The sequence below is a fragment of the Alteromonas sp. ISO5 genome (genome assembly GCF_058105165.1).
This window is the reverse complement of sequence record NZ_CM176572.1, coordinates 2,271,512-2,295,292: the sequence shown is the minus strand read 5'-3', so window position 1 is coordinate 2,295,292 and position 23,781 is coordinate 2,271,512. Positions and strand designations below refer to the sequence as shown.

Sequence of the window (23,781 nt, the reverse complement as noted above, 5' to 3'; positions counted from 1 at the left end):
TGCTATAAGGAAAATATAATTATTTACTTTTTTATCACGTTATTACTTGATGGCCGAATTGTCAATACGCTACCGTATGTTAATGTGGTTATCTTAGACAGGGATACGTTTTTTGCGGTGAGTTGATTTACAATGCCGTTATTTAGCAAGAGGTGAGTATTTGATATGGCAACACCATCAGTGCCAGACGCCGTGCCTGCCAGTCAGCGACTGACAGCTGAAGATTGGCTCAACAAGGCTGAATTCGAATTAGCAAAAAACGGCATTACTGCGGTCAGAGTAGAGCCGTTGGCGAAAAAACTGAACGTCACAAAAGGCAGTTTCTACTGGCATTACAAAGACAGGAAAGAGCTTTTAGATCAGATAATTAACCGATGGAGAACGCGCTCAACCAGTGCCATCATAGAGCGCCTTAGCAGCGCCTCCCTTAGCCCTGAAGAGCGGCTTAAAGAGTTGTTTTTACTACCTGCCAGACGCAGTCAGAAGGCCGAAGCGGCTAACCTGGAACAGGCCATACGTAACTGGGCGCAAAGCGATCGCGAGGTAAGTTCGGTGCTGGATGAAGTCGACAGGCACCGTTTAGCTTTTATTTCCGGAAATTTTAAAGCTCTGGGTAATGACGATGCTGAAGCGGAGCTGAAAGCCATGCGTTTTTATTGTGCAATGCAAGGCATAGCGGTACTTGGCAAACAGTTGGATGATTCGAAAATTAACCGCATATTCGACTCACTTTTCTAGATATTTGCGCATTTTAGGATAGCGTTGTCCGAATCTGCCGAACCATCAGCAGACTGGTTGATTAGTTAAGCCAGTCTGCCTTTGTCAGCTATTCTGCCTGTCATTAGTCTTCAGCCACTGTTTTAGCCGGTACTGTCAGCAAACAATCTGCTCCCTATTGTTTTTGTTAACTAACTTAATATGGTTTTGACTCCAATTAAAAAAATACAGTAATGTATTTAAACGTACAGAATCCGGTATTTTAATAACACAAACGTTAAATATTTATTAAAAGAGAGTTCTATGGAAAATGTTAAGTCGTTGTTTGAAACCCGCTCCCTGACCGCCTCTGATGGTCATACGTTCACCGTATCACTAAGACTGGCCACGAATAGCTCAAAGGGGTCGCTGGTCATTCTTCAGGAAGTATTTGGCATCACCAATAACATTTACTCAGTGGCCAAAGCGTTTTGTGATGCTGGATTTAACGTGGTTATTCCGCATTTGTTTGACCGCATTCAGCCTGCTTTAGTGGTGCCCTATACTGATGTAAAAAAAGGAGTGGCGTACGTGACTTCGTTGGATCCAAAGGAAACCTTGCTGGATATTACCGCAGCCATTGAACTGGTCAAACAGTACGGTAATGTGGCAACACTTGGTTATTGCTGGGGTGGCAGTCTGGCCTTTAAGTGTGCATGTGAGTTATCGGTGAGCGCCAGTGTCGCTTATTATGGCGGACAAATAGCAGGTCTGAGCAAGCTGCAACCTCAGGTGCCGGTTCAATACCACTTTGGCAAACTGGATAAATTCATTCCGGCCGACGATGTCGCGACAATTAGAGCCAACCAACCAGACGGTGAAATTTACGAGTATGACGCCGAACATGGCTTTAGTTGCAACGAACGCGCGTCGTTTGAACCCGCCTGTCACAGGCTGGCATTTGACCGCAGCATTGCATTTTTAAACCGATATCTCTAACGTTTAGCCAGGAAAAAGGACATCGTGGGTTACCGATGTCCTCTCACTTTAGCCAGCTTAAACCTGACGATTAAAAGTTAAATTGTGCTGTTGCCTGCCAGCGGTAAACATTTTGCTTTAAGCCATTGGCCAGCTCTATACCATAGAGCCCGTATTCCAGTCCGAGTGTAGTCCTTTCCATCGGATCCCAGAAGACGTTAGCCTGAATTGACGAGGTCTTGTCAATGGATGTTGGCAGAGTAACGTCAATATCTTCTTGAGAATCGGTGATAGCATAAGCAAAAGTCGAGCGTAAGCCTTTACGCCAGGTGTGGCTGTAAATCGCTGAAATACCGCCAGTAATGTATGGCTTAATTTCCCCATCTTCGACATAAGCATCCGGATAAGGACCGAGTTCAAGATAACGGCCCAGAGCACCATAGTTGACCTGAAAACCAATGCTGCCGGAGAATACCGGGAAGCGTGCTACAGCACTCACTGCACTTCCCCAGGTTGAATCATCCTGGCCGCCTATGGCTGGATCATCCAACACAAACTTACGCATTAAGGTAGCTAAACTCGCTGTTCCCCACTCGCCCTTAAAATCAACGCGTCCAATTAAGTCCGGCATTACCTGGTCATCTTTATTAGTGTCTGCGGTACTTCCTGAAATGGTAAGCACTTTGTTTTCATATGGATTTTCAGCAGCCACACTCCAACTCCCTCCTTCAAACTGACCGGTATATCGGACCATCACCTGACGGATAAATAAGGCATTTGCATGTTGACCAAAGTTAGCAATTTCACCCAATGATGCGAAATTTAAGAAGGTGGTAAATGACTGACCAATAAGCCAACCATCATAAGTAGCATAAGCTTGGCGAATTCGCGCATCATAACCATTTGTGAAGGCTTCGTCTCCGCCTGTGCCAATCATGTCTAGCTCAATATGGGTCTTCAGGCTTTTCTCGTTAACAGCATGATTCGTATCAAAATTTAATCGACTACGTCGAATCGACATGTCAAGGGTGTCACGTTTATCACGATTTATCACCGTTCCATTAAGTACAGGTGCATAAATACTAAAGTTAGTGTCATTAATACCCGAACCGTCTTCGATGACTCCGGCGTCAAGATGTACAAAACCACTAATACGCACACCCGCTTTCTCACCTACTTTGTTCAGTAAGCCTGGACTGCCTTCTGGTAGCAGGCTTTTGGCTTTAACCGCTTCAATTTCTATCTGAGCTTGTCTTTGGTCGTCTTTAATACCTTTTTGCTCTTTCTTTAAACTTTCGAGGCTACGTTGCAGTGACTCTATTTGCGCCTGCAATGCGTCTATTTTTTCTTCAGACTGAGAATACACAGATGTACTCAAAGCTATTAATGGGAGTGCACATACCAATTTATTAATTTTTAGCTTCATACGCTTTCACCTTTTTATAATAGGGTATAGAGGTGAGAATACTTTATTGCTACAGCTTGATCTTATTGTTATCAGAGCAACTTCTCATAGAGAAAATTAACATACACATGTGTACTTAACAATATTTAAACATATCTAATTGGGAGAATTTACATATTTTTTTTAAAATATTATGTATCCTATTTAAATAAAGGACTTAGTAAGTGCTTTAAGGGAAAACAAACGACTCAATACCGTTAACATGCAAGTTAAATAAAAGAACAAGAGATAGATAACCAATGGCAAAGAAGCGCCTGACCAGGGATGATTGGATCGATGCAGCAATCGATGTCCTGCTTTCTGGTGGTGGGATAGATCATGTCAGAATTGACAAACTCGCTAAAAAACTGGGCATTACCCGGGGAAGTTTTTATTATCACTTTAACAGTCGCGAAGAACTGTTAAAGGCAATGCTGGATAAATGGCGGGCAAGGGCAACAGAGTCAGTCATCACCAGTTTACAACATAAGTTTACATCGCCTCAGGAGCAACTGCTCAGTCTGGCGGAGTTGCCATTAAAAGGTCAGCGTGCGTTTGATGCCGCATCCACTGAGCTGGCCTTGCGAGGTTGGGCGCGCAGGGATCAAATGGCACGAATGACGTTGGAAGAGATTGATAAATACCGCACATCGTTTATTCAGAATCTGTTTGTGCAATTGGGACATTCTCCTCAAAAAGCGGCAGATTTAGCTTTCCTCTTTTACTCTTACATGCAAATGACCAGCTTACTACCGGCGGAACTCAAGGGAGAGGAGGCCAAGGAACGGGGAGAAAGGATAACCGCCTTACTGACGGATGTGATACCCAAAAAATAAGGGCGCTTAAAAGCGCCCTTATTGTATAGATTTAGTCCAACGCACTGGCCGTCCGGTTATTTTACATATGTTCAACCAGAAACAACGATAACCCCGGAAACAATAGCAGTACAACCAGCCGGACCAGGTCAGCGATCACAAACGGAAATACGCCTTTGAAAATGGTTTTGAGCTGAACATCGGGGAGAACGGATTTAAGCACAAACACATTGAGACCGACCGGCGGTGTTATTAAACTGATTTCAGTCGCCACCACTACGATAATACCAAACCACACCGGATCCATACCAAGACCATAGACTACCGGAAAGAACACAGGCACAGTGAGTAATAGCATTGATATGGATTCAAGAACGGCACCTAGCACAAAATAGATGAAGATAATAACCAGTAATACCCCCATCAGACTAAGTTCCATACTGTCGATCCAATCAACAATTTCAAACGGCAAATCAGATACATTGACGAGGTTGGCGAAGATCAGCGAGCCAATCAGGATAGCAACCAACGACACTGTAGTAGACGCCGAATCATCTAACGCTGCGAGCAAGCTTTTGAAGGAAAACTTACCACGGATAAACGTTATAAGGATGGCGCCAACAGAGCCAACTCCAGCAGCTTCGGTAGGCGAAAACAATCCCATGTAAATCCCACCCAGAACAAAAATGACAAGCAAGCTGAATGCCCACAGCTCTTTTAGCGCCTTGACTTTCTCTTTAAAGCTGCATTCTTCACTGCCTTTGGCTTTATTTTTGCCAAAATAAACCACGGCAAGTACCGCACAGATGTATAACACTACACCTAAAATACCTGGGATTGCGCCAGCAACAAACAATGCACCTATGTCAGTTTCGGTAATGATGCCATAGAAAACCAGCGCTATTGACGGCGGAATTAAGATACCCAGTGTGCCACCAGCAGCTATTGAGCCTGTTGCCAGCTCGTCGCTGTAGCCATATTTCTTCATCGATGGATAGGCTATTTTGGCCATGGTTGCTGCGGTAGCAAAACTCGAACCGCAAAAGGTGCTAAAACCACCCGAGGCTCCAATGGTAGTAATAGCAAGACCGCCGCGGTAATGACCGACTAAAGCATGGGTTGCATTATATAGCTCTTCGGCTAAGCCGGAGCGCGCGATAATATTCCCCATAAGGATAAACAACGGAATCACTGCAAACTCATAAGACAGTACGGTTTCGGTGGCAATCATGCCTAACTGACTAAGCGCCGGTCCCCAGCCCTGAAAGTAAGCCAGTCCGAACACGCCAACTGTACCGGTTGCAACTGCGATGGGTACTCTGATGAACAACAGCAGCATTAAAACAATAAACGCGATGGTCATAATCATGAGCGACTTTCACTTTTGTTAAAACTTACGACATCAGGAAACGCTTCAATCAGGCTGATTAGCGCAATCACAGCGAGCCCAAAAATGAACATCAGAACTTTCCATTTCTCGACGCCGAGAAACATAAACACTTCACCAAAGTCTTTTGAGAGCATTGTTTGCTCATACATCATGACAACCAGAGCACCAAAAAAAGTCACTTCGACGATGTAGCAAAACCAGTTGAGAGAAGTTCCCAGTGGCCCCTGAAAATATTTTTCAAGTAGATCAATCTGAATATGTTTGCGCTTCTTGTTTACGTGGTACAACCCCGCATAAAAAGAAACCGCAAGAAGAATAGCAACCAATTCATAAGCGAAGCCTAAGGGCGAGTTGAAAACAACCCGTCCAAAAACGTCGGCAAATGTGATAACAGCCATGAGCAGCAATGTATAACTGGATATCTTGCTGCATAATGCTTCCAGTATTTTAAGCAATGACATAATGAAATGTTCCTATCATTAACCTGCTTGAAAGAGACATTAATACATTATTGCGCACTTAGCTCTTTCACCTGCTCTTTGTAATAATTCCAGGCGGCTTGGCCGTCGATACCCGCTTTGGCAGCGGCTTCAAACCATGCTTCACGACCCGGCTCAAAGGCTTTATCAATCGCCTGAATTAACTCGTCACTGGCAACCTGATAGTCATCACCTAAGCGCTTGCTGAGTTTTTCCTGGGCTACCAAATCGTTCTTGTGCCAAAGGCTACCCATTTTTACCGACAGTTTTTCGCCGGCAATTGCCATGATGGCATTACGATCGCTTTCGCTGATCCGTTCCCATTGATCTTTGTTGATAATGATGAATGCGCTATTGGTAAAAATACCGCCAGGTACCTGCGTAACCTGCTTAACGTACTTGTCCACTTTAAATCCGAACAACAACTCATCCGATAGCATAGTGCCGTCAATAATGCCGCGAGAGAGAAACTCCCTTAGTTCATTAAGCGAACCTGAAATGGGCACTGCGTCCAGGGTTTTGATTGCTTCACCTAACACGTTTGTAGGCACACGTAGTTTTTTACCGGCAAAGTCAGCAGGCGTGATAATTGGGTCTTCGCGCATATGAATGTTACCGCCAGAGGTAACATGCATACCCAGAGTGACGACGTTATCTTGCATCCCGGTAGGCTCAAAAAACTTCTTATAAGTACGCCAGTAAGCCTTGGAACTAATACCTGCATCTATGGTTACAAAAGGAAACTCAACCATTTCGGTAAGCGGGAATGCGCCAGGTGTATACCCGTGTGGTCCCCAGGCAATATCAGCAATACCGCTCACCACAGCCTGGTAATTTTTGGTTGGTGGCGCCAGCGGTTTGGCCGATGGACGCACTTTTACTCTGCCATCAGTGACCTTTTCAATTTCGTCAAAAAAGTCGTGCAAGCCGTCTTTTTGTGACCAGTGCTGTGAAGGAAACCATTGGTTATATCGCAGTGTTAACGCATTGGCTGCTGAGTGACACAAAAGAGCACTCGCCATCACACCGCCTACCAAAAGTTTGTTTATAGTTTTCATGAGTGTTCACCTTGTTTTTGTAGGACCTCATGAAAAATACACAACTGTATGTTTCAGATCAATAAAAATTAACAGAAATTATACATATCAACTGATTGACTCACCGAAAGTTAACCAATATAACATTGATAATAAAGAATTAACTTACCCGCTCACTTTTAAGATAAAAATAAAAACAACATTTAGGATACTATTGTGTATTTATTAAAATACATATTTAATTGAATAACTAAGAGATAAAGCATGGCATTACACGAACAGGCAACAAGTAGTCATCAATTAGAAATTTCTATCGAGGGTACCGATTACCGAATCCATTATCACGATTGTGGTAGCGGTGATAAGGTCATTGTAATGCTGCATGGTTCAGGACCCGGCACCACGGCCTGGGACAACTTTAATGGCAATATTGCGCCGTTAACAGATGCGGGCTATCGCGTGATACTAATGGACTGCCCCGGATGGGGGAAAAGCTCTCCGATTATTTGCGAAACCTCGCGCTCTGACTTAAATGCAACAGTGTTAATGGGATTATTAGAGGCGCTTAACATCAACAACGTGAGTTTGGTCGGAAACTCAATGGGTGGTCATGTCGCTGTTGCATTTACACTGACTTATCCGCAGAGGGTGAATAAGTTGGTGTTACTGGGCGGTGGGACCGGCGGAAAATCTCTGTTTCAGCCAACACCTGCAGAAGGTATTAAGCGCCTGCAAAAGGTATATCGCCAACCTACAATGGCAAACCTAAAAGCGATGATGGATATTTTTGTGTTTGATCCCAACGCACTGAGCGAAGACATGCTACAAGCCAGATTAACAAGCATTCAGGCATATCCTGAGTACCTGAACAATTTTATTCTTTCTCAGTCACGTTACCCTGCTCAGTTCCCTGACGTAAATCATCGCTTACCAGAAATAGCGTGTCCGACTCTAGTGATCTGGGGTCGTGAAGATCAATTCGTACCTTTGGATATTGGCTTTCGCCTGGTAGCTGCAATTCCCAACGCCGAACTACATGTATTTAACCATTGTGGGCACTGGGTGCAATGGGAAAAGCGTCAGCGATTTAATAGCTTGTTACTACAATTTTTATCTCACGAAGCGCACTCTTAACATGTTTACCATTTAACAAAAGCGTGTTGATCTTTAGGGTATGTTTTTGTACCGGCTAGCGTAGGTGTGAAACCTCATTCCCAGCTGTGAGACATTATGACGTTGCTAAAAAGTGGTGGATATATGCGCCATTCAAGTAAAGACCTCGTATTATCTTCCCTGAGATAACTAATTGATACAACGAAAAATATGGCTTCTTACATTCCCTTACCAGAAGCCATCATCTCATTGGAAAACTTACAGTCGGAAACCTTGCCGGGATATCGGCATGGTGTTTATCCGTACCCCGGTTACCGAATAGATGGCATTACATATAGCCGGTGCCACCGGCGGTAGTGCCGGTTCGCCTGCACCACTTGGGGTATAATCCCCCTCGATAAAGAACACCTCAACCGGCGGAACCTGACCGATGCGTAACAGCGGGTACTGGTGAAAGTTGTGTTCCTTCACTGTGCCGTTTTCGATATGGATCTCTGCATCCAGCATGGTACTTAACCCATCCAGCACCGCGCCCTGACATTGATGTTCTGCACCAGATAAGTTAACTATCGGTCCAATATCACCCACACAAGTGATGTGGTGAATGGTGACTTTTTTACTATCGTCGACACTCACATCAGCACAAATGGCAAAATGTCCGCCATGACAAAAGTGAAATGCTAAGCCCAAGGCACGTCCGGGTTCTTCCTGGCGTCCCCAACCTGCTTTGTTTGCAGCCAACCTGATGACCCCGGCTGCCCTGCCGGTATGCAGCAGATTCTGATTACCTTCTACCAGCCAGCGCGGCTGTCCTAACAGGCGGAGCAAAAAGTCGCGGTGATCCTGAGCTGATGCCGTTGATAACTCATGCAAAACCGATTGCGTTACCCAGGCAAAGGTGTTGGTAAATGGTGCTCGCCAGGCCCCGGTCATGGTCTTTAGCGGGAGCATCGAATAACCATGCTGATAGTGCCCGGTCGCAGCCGAGGGAAACTCATACTGCGCCGTATCGGGAAACAAATAGCCACCGCCCATCACCGGCTTCTCGCCATCATGGGTAAACGTAATCAAATGGTTAGACCAACCAATCAACTCTCCATTTTCATCCAGGCCAGCATGCACTGCATTAAAGCCAGCAGGACGAAAGAAATCGTGTTGGAAGTCATCTTCCCTGCTCCAAACCAGTTTTACCGGTGTAGTGACGCGTTTAGCGATTAATGCTACCTCACACATGTAGTCATTTAGCAGGCGCCGACCAAAACCGCCACCTACACGGGTCTGGTTTACCTTAATATTTTCTGGCGGCAGTGCAAGTAACTCGGCGACCTGCTTTATGCCCCAGTCCGGTGCCTGAGTAGGCGCCCAGAACTCGATAGCATTTTCATGCATCACCGCTGTGCAATTTTGCGGCTCCAAATTGGCATGCCCAACAAATCCAAAGGTATAAAATGAGTTAACCGTTGTATTGGCCTGCGCCAAAGAGGCAGCAGGCTCGCCAGCCGTATAATAAATATGCTGAGGCTCCTGCTTTGCAATAGTGTTAGCCTGAGTAACCAGTTGTGACCAACTGTCTGACGAAGCCTCACTGTAATCCCACTGAATAGTAAGCATCCGACGAGCTCTGAACACATGCCAGGTTGACTGCCCTATAATCACAACACCGGATTTAACTGCGGTTGGTCCGCCACCGGCTTGTATAATAAAGGCATCATTAATACCGGGCTGCTGGCGAATTTCAGATTGATTAAAACTGAGAGCTTTGCCACCTTCCCGCGGACACTTCACAAACGCCGCATAGACTAATCCAGGTAAATCCACATCAATACCAAACAGTGGTTTACCGGTTACTATGGCCGGGTTATCTACACCACTAATGCGCTTACCCAATAACCGAAACTCACTAGACGGTTTAAGTGTTAGCGACTTTGCATCAGGCAAAGGTAAGTTAGCCGCCTCTTTAGCTAACTCTCCAAACGTTATTTTTCTGCCCGTTGGCAAATGCTTTACCTCGCTGAGTCGGGCTTCACATTCGGTTTCCGGCACCGACCACTTGCTGGCCGCAGCGCTCACCAATAATGTTCGGGCCATGGCACCAGCACGACGCAACCGTTCCCAGTTCATACTTACCGAAAGTGATCCGCCCGCCAGATGCATGCCAAACTTTGCACTATCCACTGGCGACTGACGAACAATAACATCGTCCCAGTCTGCCTCCAGTTCTTCGGCTACAATCATGGGTAAAGATGTTTTAACTCCCTGGCCTATTTCCGGATTTTTGGCCAGTATCACAATTTTTCCGTCCTCTCTTATGTGCACAAATGCACTGAGCTCTGTGCTTACGGCACTGGCGTTTAAATCGGCCATCCGCCCCGCTGCAAGGGCTTTGGGCGGGCACACTATGGCAATAGCAAACCCACCACCGGCCAAACCCGCTAATTTTAAAAATTGGCGGCGATTGATCGCCTGGGCGTTACTGTTATTGAGCATCTGCTGATAAATCGCCTGATGCAGCCGCTCATCATCGGCTAGGGCCGAAGTTTTGTGACTTTTCATACTCTACACCTCCGGCGTTTGCGCGTTTTTTATGGTAGCGGCGGCGACATGAATGGCCTTGCGAATACGCACATAGGTGGCACAGCGACACAGGTTACCAGACATCGCGGCGTCGATATCTTCATCCGTTGGCGATGGTGTTTTTTCCAACAACGCCACCGCTGACATAATTTGGCCCGCCTGACAATAGCCACACTGCGGCACGTCGAGATCTATCCAAACTTGCTGCAAAGCGTGCAACACTTCACCATTGGCAATACCTTCGATGGTGGTAATTCTGGCATTGCCTATCGCGCTCACAGGTAACAGGCATGAACGGACGGGCTGGTCATTCAGGTGAACGGTACAAGCTCCGCACTGGCCTGCACCACATCCGTATTTGGTGCCGGGCATCTTTAAATGATCGCGCAACACCCAAAGCAATGGCGTATCAGGCAAAACATCGCTGACCGTCACCTTCTGATTATTTACCGTTAGTGTTATATCTGTCATAAGCTTATTCCTACGTCAGGGTTATCAGTCAGCACGATTTGCTTCAGTCAGTATGTACTGGCGCAAAGCCACAATGTCGTTTTTAGAAAACTGTGCTTTAAAGGAAGGCATCCCACGAGGCAGCAGCGCTCCTGTTACAACCGCTTCGAATCCGGCCAAAGAATGCAGCATCGGACTACGGCGTAAATCCGGTACCGTGCCGCCGGATATAACATTAGAACCATGACAGCGACGACAATTTTTAGCATAGAGTAATTTGCCAAGATTAACCGAGTCTGCGCTGCCCTCAGCAGGCGGAGGCGCAATATGGGTTACCGGTGATGGTTTGGACAAGCTTTCTTTGCCGCCTAATTTAAACGTCAGCACCCGGCTAATATTACGTTTAGGGCCAGAAAGTTGCGCAAGATCACCGGCCAGCAGCGCAAAACCACCACCCCAACCCTGAATCACACTGATGTACTGTTCACCGTTAATACTAAAGCTCGAAGGCGCAGCAATAATGCCGCCATAGGTGTCATACTGCCAGAGTAACTCCCCCGTCTCTGCGTGATAAGCAGCGAACTCACCATTGGCATCGCCCTGAAATACGAGGTTTCCAGCCGTTGTCATCACGCCACCATTAAACGCTTTGGCGCGTTGTGCCCGCCACCTGGCTTGCTGATTAACCGGATCCCACGCCAGCAAATAACCGTCTAAATCCGTCTTAATGGTTTGTCGCATGGTTGCCAGCGTTTTAGCCAGTTCTGGATCATCTCTTTCTGGTTCAAGCACTTTAGCGTGAGTGCCACCTTCCATCTGATAGGTGCCCATGCTGATAAAAGGCGATTCCATCACCGGGATATAGACCAGCCCGGTATCCGGATTAAACGCCATCGGCTGCCAGCTATGTGCCCCAGCAGGACCTGGCCGGGTTAAATAGGGTTTACCGGTTTTATAATACAACGCTTCAGGGTTGAGGATGGGACGCCCGTTGCTATCTAACCCTTTGGCCCAATTTACCTCGGCATAGGCTTCGCCTGATATAAACTCACCGGTTTTTCTGTCGAGCACGTAAAAAAAGCCATTCTTGGGGGCCTGCATCAGCACTTTACGCAATTGTCCGTTAATTTTAAGATCAGCAAGAATGATAGGTTGTGTTGAGGTAAAGTCCCAGGCGTCGCCAGGTGTGGCCTGAAAATGCCATAAGTATTTCCCCGTATCCGGGTTTAAAGCCACAATGGAGCCGACAAAGAGGTTATCACCACCGCCAGGGCTTCTCACTACCGGGTTATGAGGCCCGCCGTTACCCACACCGATATACAGTTGATCCAATTCCGCATCATAGACAATCGCATCCCATACAGTGCCGCCCCCACCGAGTTTCCACCATTCACCATTCCATGTATGTTTAATTTCTTCGAGTACAGGATTCTCCTGGGGCTTAGCGGGATCGCCAGGCACGGTATAAAAACGCCAGAGTTGTTTACCACTGTCAGCATCGTAGGCAGTCACATATCCCCGCGCTCCATACTCCGCCCCGCCATTGCCGATAAATACCATCCCTTTGGCGACCCTGGGCGCACCAGTACTGGTATAAAGTGAATTTTCCGGGATGGTGTTTACATCCCAAAGGGGTTCGCCGCTAGCCAGTGATAACGCCACAAGTCGTCCATCAAGGGTGGCAACAAAAAGCCGGTCCTGCCATAAGGCAATACCCCGGTTAACTGCGTCACAGCAGGCTTGGGTGGCTTTAACCGGATCGACTTGGGGATCATATTCCCATATGAGCTCGCCGGTTAGTGCATCGAGCGCTTTAACTTTGCTCCACGCTGTAGAGAAATACATCTTACCATCGGCTATCAGTGGCGCCGCTTGCTGCCCCCGGTTGGTGTCCAGATCAAAAGTCCATGCCAGGCCTAACTCATCAACGTTGTTTGCATTAATTTGATTCAAAGGACTATAGAATTGCTCTTTGTAATCTCTGCCAATTGCCAGCCACTGCTCGCTTTCTTTATCTGCTGTATACAAACGCTGTGGTGTAATTGACGTATTGTCCGCCTTTTCATTTACAAGTGCTAAGGTCTCAGCTGCTACAGCTAGTAACCCAAACACCATCACTTTTAGAATTAGCCTCATGATTATCCCCGGACTCCTCAATAATGATTCTTTTTTTGGTGAAACAACAAGTCGTTACATTTACTTCACAAACAATACTTAGAGTTTTAACACATTTAAGAACGACGTTCTATATTTTTATATAGCCAATTTATGCGGATAAAAACCGGTGGATGTTCCGCCATTCACAATTCTTATATGACGTATTTACCAACAATAAGAAGCCAACAGGTAGAATAATTTAGTTCAACGGCGGCATCTGAAACTCTTTAAAACTTGTAGAAATAAAAGTTAAACCATTAATTTATAAAAACTATTAAAGGTACACTTCATTTAAATGAGCAGAGACCAAACTAACACAAACACCTAACCACCAGCCCATTTGTTAAGAGACTGTAAATATTGTATTGACAGCGTAAAATAAAGCTGCAAACATTAAAAATAGAACGGCATTCCTTTTAGTAAAATATTGTCGTCAACAGTGCATAAACTATGATCTTAGAATGACATGGGACAAAACAAGATGAAAACCACCAGTAAACAATGCTTTTTTGCATTGAGTGCCATCACTATGGCATTGAGTCCAATTTATCAGGCAGTGGCTCAGGACAGTGAGAAAAAAGAACAAAAGGCCATAGAGTCGATAGTTGTTACTACCCAATTCAGAGAACAACCTGTTCAGGATGTCCCTATAGCAATTACTGCTGTTAGCGCAGAATTACTTGATGAACGTAACCAAACTAATATCGCCGACATTGCCAAGCAAGCACCCAGTGTTACCCTTGCCCCTACTCATGCAGGTGGCGGTCCGGCCATGGCGGCAAATATTCGCGGGATTGGTCAGAACGACTTTAACCCTGCACTGGAGCCAGGTGTCGGTATTTACGTCGACGATGTGTATTTCCCTACACTTACCGGTGCTATGCTGGAACTGGTCGACCTTGAACGTATTGAGATCCTGCGTGGTCCTCAAGGCACGTTAACCGGCCGAAACTCTATTGGTGGTGCCATTAAGATGTTCACCAAAAAGCCGCAGGGCGACGACATTGGTTACTTTGAGCTGACCATGGGTGAAGATAACCTGCTGGGTATTCGCGGCAGTGGTGATTTTGCGTTGGCTGATGATCTGTTTATGCGGATAAGCGGAGTTAGCCGATCTCAGGATGGCTATGTTGACGTTATCGATTATGGCTGTGCATTTCCTGATAGCGGCATAAAAGCTTACGTACCAGCCGGTGGTGATTGCGTTCGCGATCAACACGGCGGTGTGGGTTACAGTGCTGGACGGGTAATGCTACGCTATGCACCTAACCGTCAGTTAGACATGGTTTTTAGTGCTGACTTTGTTCGTCAAAACCAAAGTCGTATCGGTGAAGTATTACGTGCCGGTAACCTGGACTTACCGAATGTCTATCCATCGGGTACCAACATTCCTTTTGATGAACGCTTTATTTGCGGCGATTTTTGTAACTACTCAGCGCCAGGCACAGAAGGTGGCACCTGGGTTGGCGGCACCTTTGATGGTCGCGTTTTGGCGCCAAACGGCGGGCACGAAGATACGACATTTGACAGCGATTCTTACTCACTAAAAGTCGACTATACATTGTCGGATACAGCCTATCTGACGTCTATCACTGCCTATCGCGAGTTTTCTACACGTTCAAGCAAAGATGGAGATTTATCGCCAGCCAATGTGCAGGCCGAGACCCGGGGCATGGAGCACGACTTTTTTAGCCAGGAAGTACGCCTGAATAATGAGTTAAGCGACAATTTACAATCAACAGTTGGAGTTTATTACTCTGATCAAACCACGCTTAATCTGGGTAACGTAGATTTACGTTATATTCCGCCGTTCCCGGGACAGTTCCTGGAGCGCGATCCGGTTGATATGGAAACCCAGGCAGTTTTTGGTACCTTAATGTGGGATGTTTCCGACACCATTAATTTAACTGCAGGTTTGCGTTATACGTCAGAAGATAAACAAATCGAAATTTATCGAGCCAATCCGGCAAACCCGGATGACGGATTACCCGATGTACCTGGATTGGGTGCCGCTGACGGCGAAATTGGTATCTATACTGCTGATGAACTGGACTACCGACTCAGTTTAAGTAAACGCTGGAATAATGAGTTTATGACTTATGCAACGGTTGCTACAGGTTATAAAGGCGGCGGTATTAATCCAAGAGCTTTTTTTGCTGAACAGGTACAGTCCTTTGAAAGTGAAACATCCACCGTCTATGAAGTCGGCTTCAAGAGTGATTTATTTGATCGCCGCGTAAGATTGAATGCTTCTACCTATTTCAACGATTACGAAAACTATCAGGTATCACTTCAGAGTTGCCCAGGGTTTGGCCCTGACAATGCCGACGGCACACCATTTAGTGGATCGCCATGCGCAATGTTCGTGAACATTGGTGATGTAGAAATTATCGGGGCTGAAGCAGAGCTGACCGCTGATGTAACCGATTCATTTACTATCGATGCCTCAGCTAGCTATACCGATTTTGAAATTCAAACCATTAACCCTGATTATGCAGGCGCAATATCACCTGATGTGGTAGCTCCTTTTATGCCGGAACTCAAATGGAGTATTGGTGGTCAGTATTTTTGGGAGCTTGAGGAAAACGGATTAGTGTCTTTGCGAGTCGATGCGTCTTACCAGGATGAAATCTATACCATACTGTCCAACGTACCAGGCAGTCTGATAGAATCATATACAGTAACTAATGCAAAATTGACCTGGAAAAATGCCGACGATGATATTTCAATCGCTTTGGCTATCACCAATCTTACCGATGAATATTATGATCTAACCTCCTTTGCCTTTGCAGCAGCAGGTGCGGTGTTAGCGACACCAGCGCGCCCCAGAACGGCATCGCTGATATTCAACAAGCGTTTTGATTAATAGGTAGTTGATTGTTTTTGGTTGCCGAGAATTGACCTTGTCATCGATTTTCTGCTAAACCTCTATAAAAACAATAACTTTTTTGCTTATTTTTGATGCGTCAAAACACTAAGTAAGCCCACTGAACTATAAGTGGGCTTTTTTATTCAACTAGCAATCAATACGTTAATTAGCCGTATAGATAAGATTGAAAGCCTTGCAAAGCTAATTTAATATACCCAACTTAAACACGGAATGGATAGTCTATGCCTAATAATAAAAGTAACAATGGTGTTGCAGCAGTTGACCGCGCGCTAACGATACTCAAAGCTTTTAATGACAGTAAAGCAGGGGCCTTATCGCTAGCTGCTCTTGCTGCCCATACTGGCTTATACAAAAGCACGATACTTAGACTAGTGAATTCACTTGAAGAATTTGGCTATATCCGCCAGATACCTGATGGACGTTACAAACTAGGCCCCATCGTTTCGGCTTTGGGCCAGCTATACCTGGACTCATTTCGACTGTCAGAATTTATTCAGCCAACGCTCGACACTATTTCAGATATAACCAAAGAAAGTGCTTCACTTTATGTTCGTGATGGTGATTACCAGGTCATTAGGTTTCGTAGTGACACAAATCACCGTATTCGGGATTATCTTAAAGTTGGCGACACTTCATTAATTACAGAGGGGGGCGCTTCGGCTAAATCGTTACAGTTTTTCTCAACCTATAATGGTGAGCCCTTTGACCCGGCGACGTTTTGTCAGTTCTCATTTGGCGAGAGGAATCCTGAAGTTGCCGGGGTTGCTGCACCGATAATCGATCACCAGCACCAACTGCTGGGTGCGATAGCCGTTACCGGACCGCTGTTTCGTTTTACTGAAGAAAAAGCTAATGAAATAGCCCAAATACTGACTCAGGAAGCCATTAACTTGTCGTTACGAATGGGCGCTTCTAATTCGGTATTCAGGCTATTTAGTGAATTGGATAATTAAATAAAACGATCTGGGTAGTGTCAGACAACTACCCAGTGATACGCTTTAATAGAGTTATTGCGTTTATCCGTAATTAGCTGTTCTTTGATCATATTTACCCTGAGCCCTTGCTCACGAAATAAGCCACTCATGACAATGTAATCCATCCAGGTCGAAACACCCACAATGACGTTCTCTGTTAATAACGTTTGCTCAAGCCCAGCGAATTGGAGAATAGGATCACTCTGTATTTCAAGCCACTGAGCCGAAGTTGATGTTAACGGCCAGGCCCGCTTTAAGGGTGCAACAAGCTCTTCTGATACCAGCATAAAAGTACTTTTCTCGTTATTACTTGCAAACTCCGAGCTAAACACAGGAAAACCGGCGAGCAACAACGACCCCGAAGTGCTTAATTGCAGAAACTTGCGGCGATTCATTCTTCAGTCTCCTTAGCAAGATACCGGGCTATTTGTTTAAGCTGCTCATCGCTGACTTCGGCACGGCTTAAAGAAAACATGATACCTTTCCCGTTACGCACTACATACTCGGTATAAGCCGCGGGGAGGTTCTCTCGCCGTTCCAGCCAGGCCTCTTCTGGTGCTACCTGATAATTTTCCGCTAGCTTACGTGTACCCATACCGAGGAAACGATGACACATGGCACATTTTTCTTCGAACAACGCTTTACCGCTGTCACGGCTAACCGACACCTGGGTTTGATTAGCTGTGGCAGTAAACGAAGCACAAGACAAACCCAGTAATAGGCTGATAAGTTGGCGGTTCATGCGTTGTCTCCTGCTGCTTTGCCCGGCCAAATGCCGTTTTTACCCGGCGACAAAATGCCATTGGGATCCAAAGCCGATTTTACCTTTTGATTCAGTCGCTGCATCGCATGGCCATTAAAATCGAAGGTATCAGCAATTAAATCCATATAAGAAATATGCGCCCGGTATTCGCCATATCCCAACTGATGGGCATCTTTTACCATGGCCCTGAACAGTTCATCGGCGCGGCGACGCATATCCGGATCATCCCGATCAAACAGGATTTGATTAATATTGGTTAAATGCCGCTCCCCCAGGTTAAACGCAGGATGGAAGTCAAAGCCAAATTCGTCAAAGCGTTTCCAGTTCTGGTGGAATAACTCAAGCGCCGCTTTACCTGATTGTGGCAATACCGGTGAGAAAGATACATGCCCGCCTCTGCCGCCATACCATCCGGCATTTTTTAGAGCCAGCGCATAGGGCACACCAAATGGCGGAAATGGCGGGCGCTTGTCGCCTTTTTGCCAGACTTTTCGTTCAACTTTATAAGGACTTACCTTGTCTAACGCGGCTTTAACAATATCAGCAGCAGGGCTGGCCACCGACGAGCGGCCGTAAAAGTTCACGCCAATGCCCCACCAGCCTATATTGCGGGTTTCCATTACTTTCTTCACGATTTCAGGCGGAAATGGCTCTGGTTTGTCATACCAGTCACTACGAACTGTTCTACCAGCAATCGCCCTCAGCCAGTTACCGATAGTCGGAGACTGGTTGATTAAGCCCTCGCGACGAAAAGGTGCCAGCGCATCAATCACCCAGCCAAGATCATCCGGTTCCTGCAGATCGAGATCCAAAGTAATCACCGATTCTGGCTCAGGCATTAACCATAAGCCCATTTGCGTAACGATACCGAAGTTAGACTGCACAAATACCGCATCCCAGTTAGGCCCAAAACCATGGGGATGTAATTGCCATAGTTTTGAATTGTTCATTGCGCCCATGCCGGTACGCACAAGATCGCCATCGGGTAAGACTACCTGCATCCCGTGAATCCTGGCCGCATGATCGCCATAGGGGGTATAGCCCACCCCTCTCTCCAGCGCATTGCCCAGGACCGAGCCCCAGCTATTCCCCGGCACCGATAACCAATATGGCAGGTTGCGTTCCTGGATAAATGAGTACAGGTCGTAAAAACTCACGCCCGGCTCAACGATGACGGTACCGTTCTCCTCGTCAATGTCGATCTTTTTCATGCGGGTGAGATCTAATACCAAGGAGCCCTCCACTACCGGCGCGGCGCTGCCATAACCAAAATTCTTACCGCGGCTGGTCACCCATAGCGGGATCTGGTAGCGGTTGGCAATTTTTACCACCTCCTGAACTTCTTCCGTGGTTACGGGCGCCACCGCACCCGCCGGATGATGTTCTTCCGGATGGATAGCAAAAAAGTCCTGATAGTGATCTCTGTCCTGATCGGTATTGAGTACCCATTCTTGTCCAACTACGCCTGCAAATTCCTGCATGGCTGAGTCAAACCGGGTTGCACTGACCCCGTTAGGCAATATTCTTTTCATAATTTCTCCGCACTAAGCGACATAACGACAATAGCAGATTAAGTTCTTGGTAAGCGTCCGCCGGTTTTCACCGACCCCGGCAGCGGGTGTCCAACAATAGACTCGGCCAGGTTAGCGCACTCAATCATCTTATCCAGATCAATTCCCGTTTCTATGCCCATTTCGTTGCATAAAAATACCAGATCTTCGGTGCATACATTACCTGCTGCCCCCCGATGTCCGGCAAAAGGACAGCCACCAAGCCCACCGACGCAGGCATCATAAGCATCAACGCCCATCAGCAATCCAGCGTAGGCGTTGGCAATCCCCATCCCACGAGTATCATGTAAATGAAGAGACCATTTTTGTGTAGGGAAAGCATCCTGAACGGCGCCAACAACGCGTTTAACCGACTCAGGCGTTGCCCATCCCATAGTATCGCCCAGGCCAATACGTGGTAAGACGGTACCTTGTTCAGCGGCAATTTCCCGCAACTCACGTACTCGCTCAACGACCCGCTGCACCGGAATATCCCCTTCAAAATTACATCCAAAGGCAGCCGACACAAAGCCTCTGGCAACCGGTACATTATCTGCTCTATACTGGGCCAACAGCGATTTCTGCAAGGCAAACTGTTCTTCCGGTGTACGCCTTTGATTACGTTTTAAAAAAGCGGATGATGCCGAGAGCGTTAAAGCGCCTTCGACGCTCAGTCGACCGGTGCTAAGCGCCCGCTGATATCCGCGCTCATTAAACCACAATCCGGTATACTCTACACCGGCATGACACTCCATTCCGGCCACTACATCCTCTGCATCAGCCATGCCAGGTACCGCTTTGGGATTGACGAAAGACACTACCTGAATATGTTTAACGCCAGTCGCAGACAGCGCATTAATCAGTCTAACCTTATCGGCGGTAGGAATTGCTGCTGACTCTATCTGAAAGCCCTCCCGAGGGCCCTCTTCGTTAATATGCACCGTACGTGGAGTATCACTCACCATGCCACCTCTTTTTCTGTTTTATATTCCGTACCCACTAAATCACCTTCGCTTTTGCCAGGTCACTGAGCTGTTTGTTGTTAATGCCTATGGACTGCAAAACTTCGGCAGTATGTTCACCTAAGGTTGGCGGCACTGTACTCACTCCTGGTAATCCGCTGCTACAAGTGAACCCTGCACGGGTAACCCGTAGTTGGCCATCGTCCAGGATATCTGAAGCAAATTCCTGTACGAGTTGCCGGGACACAATTTGCGGATGCTCCAGCACTTCAGGCACGCTCAGCACTCTGCCAGCCGGTACTCCGGCCCGATTAAACAGCTGTTCCCAGTAAGCTGCCGTATTATCCAACAGGGCGCGGGTTAACTCGGCATTCAACACATTCCGGTTTTTCTTTCTATCTTCCCGCCCGGCAAAGCGTGGATCTGTCACTAAATCATCCCGCTTTATGAGCTTACACAACGCCTCAAACTGTTCTTGCTTATTTGCAGCGATATTGAGCATACCATCGCCAGTCTGAAACGCCCCTGAGGGTGCAGCTGTCATATTTTCATTGCCGATCGCCTGTGGCATCACACCGGCAGAGAGGTAATTTGAAACCACCCAACCAAGCGTGGCAATCGTGGAATCCAACATCGAAACATCCAGCAACTGTCCCTCTTGAGTGCGCTCCCGATGCATTAATGCAGAGACAATGGCAAACGAGGCGGTTAAACCGCCAATGGTATCGCATACCGGAAAGCCCACCCGCAATGGTGCGGTGCCTTCGGCGTCACTCCCAGTGATGCTCATCACGCCCGAAAGGCCCTGAACAATCTGGTCATACGCCGGATTTTTATGCATCGGGCCTTCTTGTCCGAACCCGGAAATAGAACACACAATTAAACCGGGATTATGTTCTTTAAGTACTTCATAACCGATGCCCAACCGCTGCATCACGCCCGGACGAAAATTTTCGACCACGACGTCTGCGTTTTCACACAGAGACTTAAAAATCCTAATGCCTTCGGGCGTTTTGAGATTTAGCGTTACTGAACGCTTACCCGCGTTTTGCGCCAAAAATGACGCGCCCATAAGCTTTTTATTCAATGAAGCGGATGCCCCCAACTGGCGGGCAAGATCACCACCGTTGGGGTTTTCTATCTTAATGACATCAGCACCCAGCAGGCTTAGCTGATAAGTACAAAACGGGCCCGATAACACATTCGTTAAATCAAGTACGCGAATGCCTTCTAGCAACCTGGCATTGGCTGTATTATCACCTTTGTTATCAGTCATAATTTGCCCTTTCCCAACCAATCAAAATTAAACACAGGATGCTCTTTCATTAAATGGCTGTAGTACTGACATCGTAACTGTATAACCAGTTATAGCGTTCATGAAGTGGATCGGCGCCCATTTCCTGACTAAGGTAAACCTCGGCACGCTCAACACTTTCCAGTTCTGCACTGTGGAACCTATCGGTATTAGCGCGGGCACTTTTCACCATGGTGCTGGTGCGCTGCACCCGGGCCTGTTCAAAGCGCAATAACGCTTCTTCAACGCTGTCATGAGCATATTTATCGATACAACGGGCCAGAACGACACCATCTTCAATGGCCATGACCGCGCCCTGGGCGAGGAAAGGTAGCGTTGGGTGGCAAGCATCACCGAGTAGGGAAATCCGCCCTTGGCTCCATTTCTGCATAGGCTCTCGTTCACCAAACGCCCATTTAACTAGGGATGGCGCAGTGGTAATAAGGGTCGTCACGTCCTCATGCCAGCCCGCAAAATCACGCAAACACTCTTCGGCCTCCCCCTTAATCTGCCAGCCTTCTTCAGTCCAGTCTGAGCGCTCAATGGTACCCACAAAGTTCATCAGACTGCCGTCACGCAGCGGATAGTTCACCACGTGGCCACCAGGCCCAATCCAGGTAGACCCCACCATAACCTGCATATGCTTGGGCAGTTTTTCCATCGGAATCACCGCGCGCCAGGCAATCATGCCAGCATATTTAGGCAGGTCAGGGCCCCATAATTCGTGTCTGACCGTAGACTTAACACCGTCAGCCCCAATCAGAATATCGCCCTTTACTACCGTGCCATTATCCAGCGTTAACGTAGCTGAGTTTTCATCCTGTCCTATGGCTTTTACCCGAGAGTCCAGATGGAAAACATCCGGCTTAATTGCCTGCGCCGCCTTAACCAGCGTGTCGAGCAAATCAGGGCGATACACCGTAAGGTAGGGATAACCGTACTTTTCGATGGCCCTGTCGCCTAAATCGAACATTGGCCAGCGGTAGCCATTGTTCCACAAACGAAATTCCTTTTTCTCCGGCGCGCAGGACACGCCTTTTAATGTTTCAAACACGCCCAGGTGTTCCAGTGCGCGCGCACCGTTGGGGCTCAACTGTACGCCAGCCCCGACTTCGCCCAACTCTGCTGCCTGTTCGTAAACCTCAACATCGTAACCGGCGCGTAATAACGCCAAAGCCGCTGCAGCGCCACCGATACCGCCGCCAGCAATAATTACTTTTAAATTCTTTTTCATAGTTGTTACCTTTTTAATCTTTAAAATGACGCCAGCACATGGGTTTTGAGCAAGTTCAACTTGGCAAATACCGGTGCGTCAGTAACCCGCAGCAATACTGCGTCATCCTTAGCTGTATGTTGATAGCGGCGCCAGGCAGGCACCGCAATGGTATCGCCCACTTCCCAGTCAAAGGTTTCACCCTCAATACAGGCGCTGCCTTTCCCTTTGACGACTGCAAAAATACTGTTTGCCGTTGTTTGCATCACGGCAGACTGCGAATCGCTTAGCAGCGCAAGCATGTGCAAGCCGATTGTGGTTAAAGCTGGCGAGCCTAATTCGATGACCTTGTCGGCCTGCGGATCCTGCTGATATGCGGCGTCTTCTAGTCGCCGCAGGGTATCTTCCCAACGAAAGGCAGCAGGTGAGTCCGTTACATCAACGGGATCCGCCTCAAATTCGTTGGGATGTTTTTCATAAAACATGGGTTCAAGCAGATGAATTAGCGGAACATCCAGAAAATCCATCCAGAAGCAATCTTCATTGCCTACTGACTCATGAGAGTGCCAGGCCATACTTGGCGTTAGTAATACATCGCCCGGACACATTTCGATACGCTCACCATTAACCACTGTGTAGGTACCTGTACCTTCCAGGATTAAGCGTAATGCTGCCGGGGTATGGCGGTGTGCCCGCGCGGTCTCGCCTGGCTTTATCATCTGATAAGCAGCCACCAGCGTTCTGACCGTGGCGTATTGATTACCTTCAGCCGGATTTCGAAGGGTCAGGTTGCGTCGTTCTGCAAACTGAGTATCAACGAGGTCGCCTGCGGCATTGAGTACAGGCTTCATGTCGCGGTAACGCCATCGCGTGGGTAAAAAGTTGGCTCTGGGCTCAGGCCATAAAGCAGGAAATTTACGGTGCCAGCCACCTTCGGAGTTGAGGCCTTCAAATGCCTGATACAGCTCATCGAGTGTGTTAATTGATTGGTTGCTCATCACA

At 47.2% G+C, this 23,781-nt stretch carries 20 protein-coding genes; 6 read left to right on the top strand and 14 right to left on the bottom strand.

Features of this window, described 5'->3' with window-relative positions:
- Positions 1-165: 165 nt before the first annotated feature.
- Complete coding sequence (locus tag AC2T0J_RS10410; protein WP_489810065.1) at positions 166-738, top strand: TetR/AcrR family transcriptional regulator; 573 nt, start codon at positions 166-168, stop codon at positions 736-738.
- 282 nt (positions 739-1,020) lie between these two features.
- Positions 1,021-1,695 carry a dienelactone hydrolase family protein gene (locus AC2T0J_RS10405; RefSeq protein WP_489810064.1) on the top strand — a complete coding sequence of 225 codons (675 nt, stop codon included), beginning with the start codon at positions 1,021-1,023 and terminating at the stop codon, positions 1,693-1,695.
- Positions 1,696-1,765: 70 nt separating this feature from the next.
- Here AC2T0J_RS10405 and AC2T0J_RS10400 read toward each other — a convergent pair whose 3' ends face one another.
- Positions 1,766-3,100, bottom strand: coding sequence for a DcaP family trimeric outer membrane transporter (locus AC2T0J_RS10400; RefSeq protein ID WP_489810063.1), 1,335 nt, complete (start codon positions 3,098-3,100; stop codon positions 1,766-1,768).
- A 278-nt stretch (positions 3,101-3,378) separates the two neighbouring features.
- Here AC2T0J_RS10400 and AC2T0J_RS10395 point away from each other — a divergent pair, with 278 nt between their 5' ends.
- Positions 3,379-3,954, top strand: a complete 576-nt coding sequence (locus AC2T0J_RS10395; RefSeq protein WP_489810062.1) for a TetR/AcrR family transcriptional regulator — start codon at positions 3,379-3,381, stop codon at positions 3,952-3,954.
- A gap of 61 nt (positions 3,955-4,015) precedes the next feature.
- Here AC2T0J_RS10395 and AC2T0J_RS10390 read toward each other — a convergent pair whose 3' ends face one another.
- From AC2T0J_RS10390 to AC2T0J_RS10380, 3 genes are read right to left on the bottom strand one after another with little or no spacing between them, the layout of a single operon-like run.
- Positions 4,016-5,302, bottom strand: coding sequence for a TRAP transporter large permease (locus tag AC2T0J_RS10390; protein WP_489810061.1), 1,287 nt, complete (start codon positions 5,300-5,302; stop codon positions 4,016-4,018).
- A complete protein-coding gene (locus AC2T0J_RS10385) occupies positions 5,299-5,784 on the bottom strand; it encodes a TRAP transporter small permease (RefSeq protein WP_489810060.1) in 486 nt (161 codons plus the stop codon). The genes AC2T0J_RS10390 and AC2T0J_RS10385 overlap by 4 nt, the downstream gene beginning before the upstream one ends.
- Before the next feature lie 47 nt (positions 5,785-5,831).
- Complete coding sequence (locus AC2T0J_RS10380) at positions 5,832-6,860, bottom strand: TRAP transporter substrate-binding protein (protein WP_489810059.1); 1,029 nt, start codon at positions 6,858-6,860, stop codon at positions 5,832-5,834.
- Positions 6,861-7,103: 243 nt separating this feature from the next.
- On the opposite strand from AC2T0J_RS10380, the gene AC2T0J_RS10375 reads away from it, so the two are divergent.
- On the top strand, positions 7,104-7,973 hold the full coding sequence (locus AC2T0J_RS10375; protein WP_489810058.1) for an alpha/beta fold hydrolase: 870 nt from the start codon (positions 7,104-7,106) through the stop codon (positions 7,971-7,973).
- 237 nt (positions 7,974-8,210) lie between these two features.
- Here the strand turns inward: AC2T0J_RS10375 and AC2T0J_RS10370 are convergent, their stop codons facing one another.
- From AC2T0J_RS10370 to AC2T0J_RS10360, 3 genes are read right to left on the bottom strand one after another with little or no spacing between them, the layout of a single operon-like run.
- The gene (locus tag AC2T0J_RS10370; protein WP_489810057.1) at positions 8,211-10,505 is read right to left on the bottom strand and encodes a xanthine dehydrogenase family protein molybdopterin-binding subunit; all 2,295 of its coding nucleotides are present in this window, start codon (positions 10,503-10,505) and stop codon (positions 8,211-8,213) included.
- Positions 10,506-10,508: 3 nt separating this feature from the next.
- The gene (locus AC2T0J_RS10365; protein WP_489810056.1) at positions 10,509-10,997 is read right to left on the bottom strand and encodes a (2Fe-2S)-binding protein; all 489 of its coding nucleotides are present in this window, start codon (positions 10,995-10,997) and stop codon (positions 10,509-10,511) included.
- Positions 10,998-11,021: 24 nt separating this feature from the next.
- The gene (locus AC2T0J_RS10360) at positions 11,022-13,112 is read right to left on the bottom strand and encodes a PQQ-dependent dehydrogenase, methanol/ethanol family (protein ID WP_489810055.1); all 2,091 of its coding nucleotides are present in this window, start codon (positions 13,110-13,112) and stop codon (positions 11,022-11,024) included.
- A gap of 502 nt (positions 13,113-13,614) precedes the next feature.
- Here AC2T0J_RS10360 and AC2T0J_RS10355 point away from each other — a divergent pair.
- Together AC2T0J_RS10355 and AC2T0J_RS10350 are read left to right on the top strand one after the other, a co-directional pair.
- On the top strand, positions 13,615-15,999 hold the full coding sequence (locus AC2T0J_RS10355) for a TonB-dependent receptor (protein WP_489810054.1): 2,385 nt from the start codon (positions 13,615-13,617) through the stop codon (positions 15,997-15,999).
- Positions 16,000-16,244: 245 nt separating this feature from the next.
- A complete protein-coding gene (locus AC2T0J_RS10350) occupies positions 16,245-16,976 on the top strand; it encodes an IclR family transcriptional regulator (protein WP_489810053.1) in 732 nt (243 codons plus the stop codon).
- A gap of 20 nt (positions 16,977-16,996) precedes the next feature.
- Here AC2T0J_RS10350 and AC2T0J_RS10345 read toward each other — a convergent pair whose 3' ends face one another.
- Genes AC2T0J_RS10345 through AC2T0J_RS10315 form a run of 7 tightly spaced genes read right to left on the bottom strand, consistent with a single transcriptional unit; the run spans position 16,997 to position 23,777 of the window.
- Positions 16,997-17,392, bottom strand: a complete 396-nt coding sequence (locus tag AC2T0J_RS10345) for a hypothetical protein (RefSeq protein ID WP_489810052.1) — start codon at positions 17,390-17,392, stop codon at positions 16,997-16,999.
- Complete coding sequence (locus AC2T0J_RS10340; protein WP_489810051.1) at positions 17,389-17,739, bottom strand: c-type cytochrome; 351 nt, start codon at positions 17,737-17,739, stop codon at positions 17,389-17,391. The genes AC2T0J_RS10345 and AC2T0J_RS10340 overlap by 4 nt, the downstream gene beginning before the upstream one ends.
- Positions 17,736-19,292 carry an FAD-binding oxidoreductase gene (locus tag AC2T0J_RS10335; RefSeq protein WP_489810050.1) on the bottom strand — a complete coding sequence of 519 codons (1,557 nt, stop codon included), beginning with the start codon at positions 19,290-19,292 and terminating at the stop codon, positions 17,736-17,738. The genes AC2T0J_RS10340 and AC2T0J_RS10335 overlap by 4 nt, the downstream gene beginning before the upstream one ends.
- Positions 19,293-19,330: 38 nt before the next feature.
- Positions 19,331-20,275, bottom strand: coding sequence for a hydroxymethylglutaryl-CoA lyase (locus tag AC2T0J_RS10330; RefSeq protein ID WP_489810049.1), 945 nt, complete (start codon positions 20,273-20,275; stop codon positions 19,331-19,333).
- Positions 20,276-20,309: 34 nt separating this feature from the next.
- Positions 20,310-21,548, bottom strand: coding sequence for a CaiB/BaiF CoA transferase family protein (locus AC2T0J_RS10325; RefSeq protein WP_489810048.1), 1,239 nt, complete (start codon positions 21,546-21,548; stop codon positions 20,310-20,312).
- A 49-nt stretch (positions 21,549-21,597) separates the two neighbouring features.
- Positions 21,598-22,800 carry an FAD-dependent monooxygenase gene (locus AC2T0J_RS10320; RefSeq protein ID WP_489810047.1) on the bottom strand — a complete coding sequence of 401 codons (1,203 nt, stop codon included), beginning with the start codon at positions 22,798-22,800 and terminating at the stop codon, positions 21,598-21,600.
- A gap of 20 nt (positions 22,801-22,820) precedes the next feature.
- A complete protein-coding gene (locus AC2T0J_RS10315; protein ID WP_489810046.1) occupies positions 22,821-23,777 on the bottom strand; it encodes a cupin domain-containing protein in 957 nt (318 codons plus the stop codon).
- Positions 23,778-23,781 lie beyond the last annotated feature (4 nt).

Coding starts and splice junctions, on each gene's coding strand:
- AC2T0J_RS10395 (WP_489810062.1), top strand. CDS start 3,379: ATGGCAAAGAAGCGCCTGACCAGGGATGATTGGATCGATGCAGCAATC.
- AC2T0J_RS10375 (WP_489810058.1), top strand. CDS start 7,104: ATGGCATTACACGAACAGGCAACAAGTAGTCATCAATTAGAAATTTCT.
- AC2T0J_RS10360 (WP_489810055.1), bottom strand. CDS start 13,112: ATGAGGCTAATTCTAAAAGTGATGGTGTTTGGGTTACTAGCTGTAGCA.
- AC2T0J_RS10345 (WP_489810052.1), bottom strand. CDS start 17,392: ATGAATCGCCGCAAGTTTCTGCAATTAAGCACTTCGGGGTCGTTGTTG.
- AC2T0J_RS10355 (WP_489810054.1), top strand. CDS start 13,615: ATGAAAACCACCAGTAAACAATGCTTTTTTGCATTGAGTGCCATCACT.
- AC2T0J_RS10320 (WP_489810047.1), bottom strand. CDS start 22,800: ATGAAAAAGAATTTAAAAGTAATTATTGCTGGCGGCGGTATCGGTGGC.
- AC2T0J_RS10390 (WP_489810061.1), bottom strand. CDS start 5,302: ATGATTATGACCATCGCGTTTATTGTTTTAATGCTGCTGTTGTTCATC.
- AC2T0J_RS10370 (WP_489810057.1), bottom strand. CDS start 10,505: ATGAAAAGTCACAAAACTTCGGCCCTAGCCGATGATGAGCGGCTGCAT.
- AC2T0J_RS10340 (WP_489810051.1), bottom strand. CDS start 17,739: ATGAACCGCCAACTTATCAGCCTATTACTGGGTTTGTCTTGTGCTTCG.
- AC2T0J_RS10405 (WP_489810064.1), top strand. CDS start 1,021: ATGGAAAATGTTAAGTCGTTGTTTGAAACCCGCTCCCTGACCGCCTCT.
- AC2T0J_RS10400 (WP_489810063.1), bottom strand. CDS start 3,100: ATGAAGCTAAAAATTAATAAATTGGTATGTGCACTCCCATTAATAGCT.
- AC2T0J_RS10350 (WP_489810053.1), top strand. CDS start 16,245: ATGCCTAATAATAAAAGTAACAATGGTGTTGCAGCAGTTGACCGCGCG.
- AC2T0J_RS10315 (WP_489810046.1), bottom strand. CDS start 23,777: ATGAGCAACCAATCAATTAACACACTCGATGAGCTGTATCAGGCATTT.
- AC2T0J_RS10385 (WP_489810060.1), bottom strand. CDS start 5,784: ATGTCATTGCTTAAAATACTGGAAGCATTATGCAGCAAGATATCCAGT.
- AC2T0J_RS10325 (WP_489810048.1), bottom strand. CDS start 21,548: ATGACTGATAACAAAGGTGATAATACAGCCAATGCCAGGTTGCTAGAA.
- AC2T0J_RS10330 (WP_489810049.1), bottom strand. CDS start 20,275: ATGGTGAGTGATACTCCACGTACGGTGCATATTAACGAAGAGGGCCCT.
- AC2T0J_RS10365 (WP_489810056.1), bottom strand. CDS start 10,997: ATGACAGATATAACACTAACGGTAAATAATCAGAAGGTGACGGTCAGC.
- AC2T0J_RS10335 (WP_489810050.1), bottom strand. CDS start 19,292: ATGAAAAGAATATTGCCTAACGGGGTCAGTGCAACCCGGTTTGACTCA.
- AC2T0J_RS10380 (WP_489810059.1), bottom strand. CDS start 6,860: ATGAAAACTATAAACAAACTTTTGGTAGGCGGTGTGATGGCGAGTGCT.
- AC2T0J_RS10410 (WP_489810065.1), top strand. CDS start 166: ATGGCAACACCATCAGTGCCAGACGCCGTGCCTGCCAGTCAGCGACTG.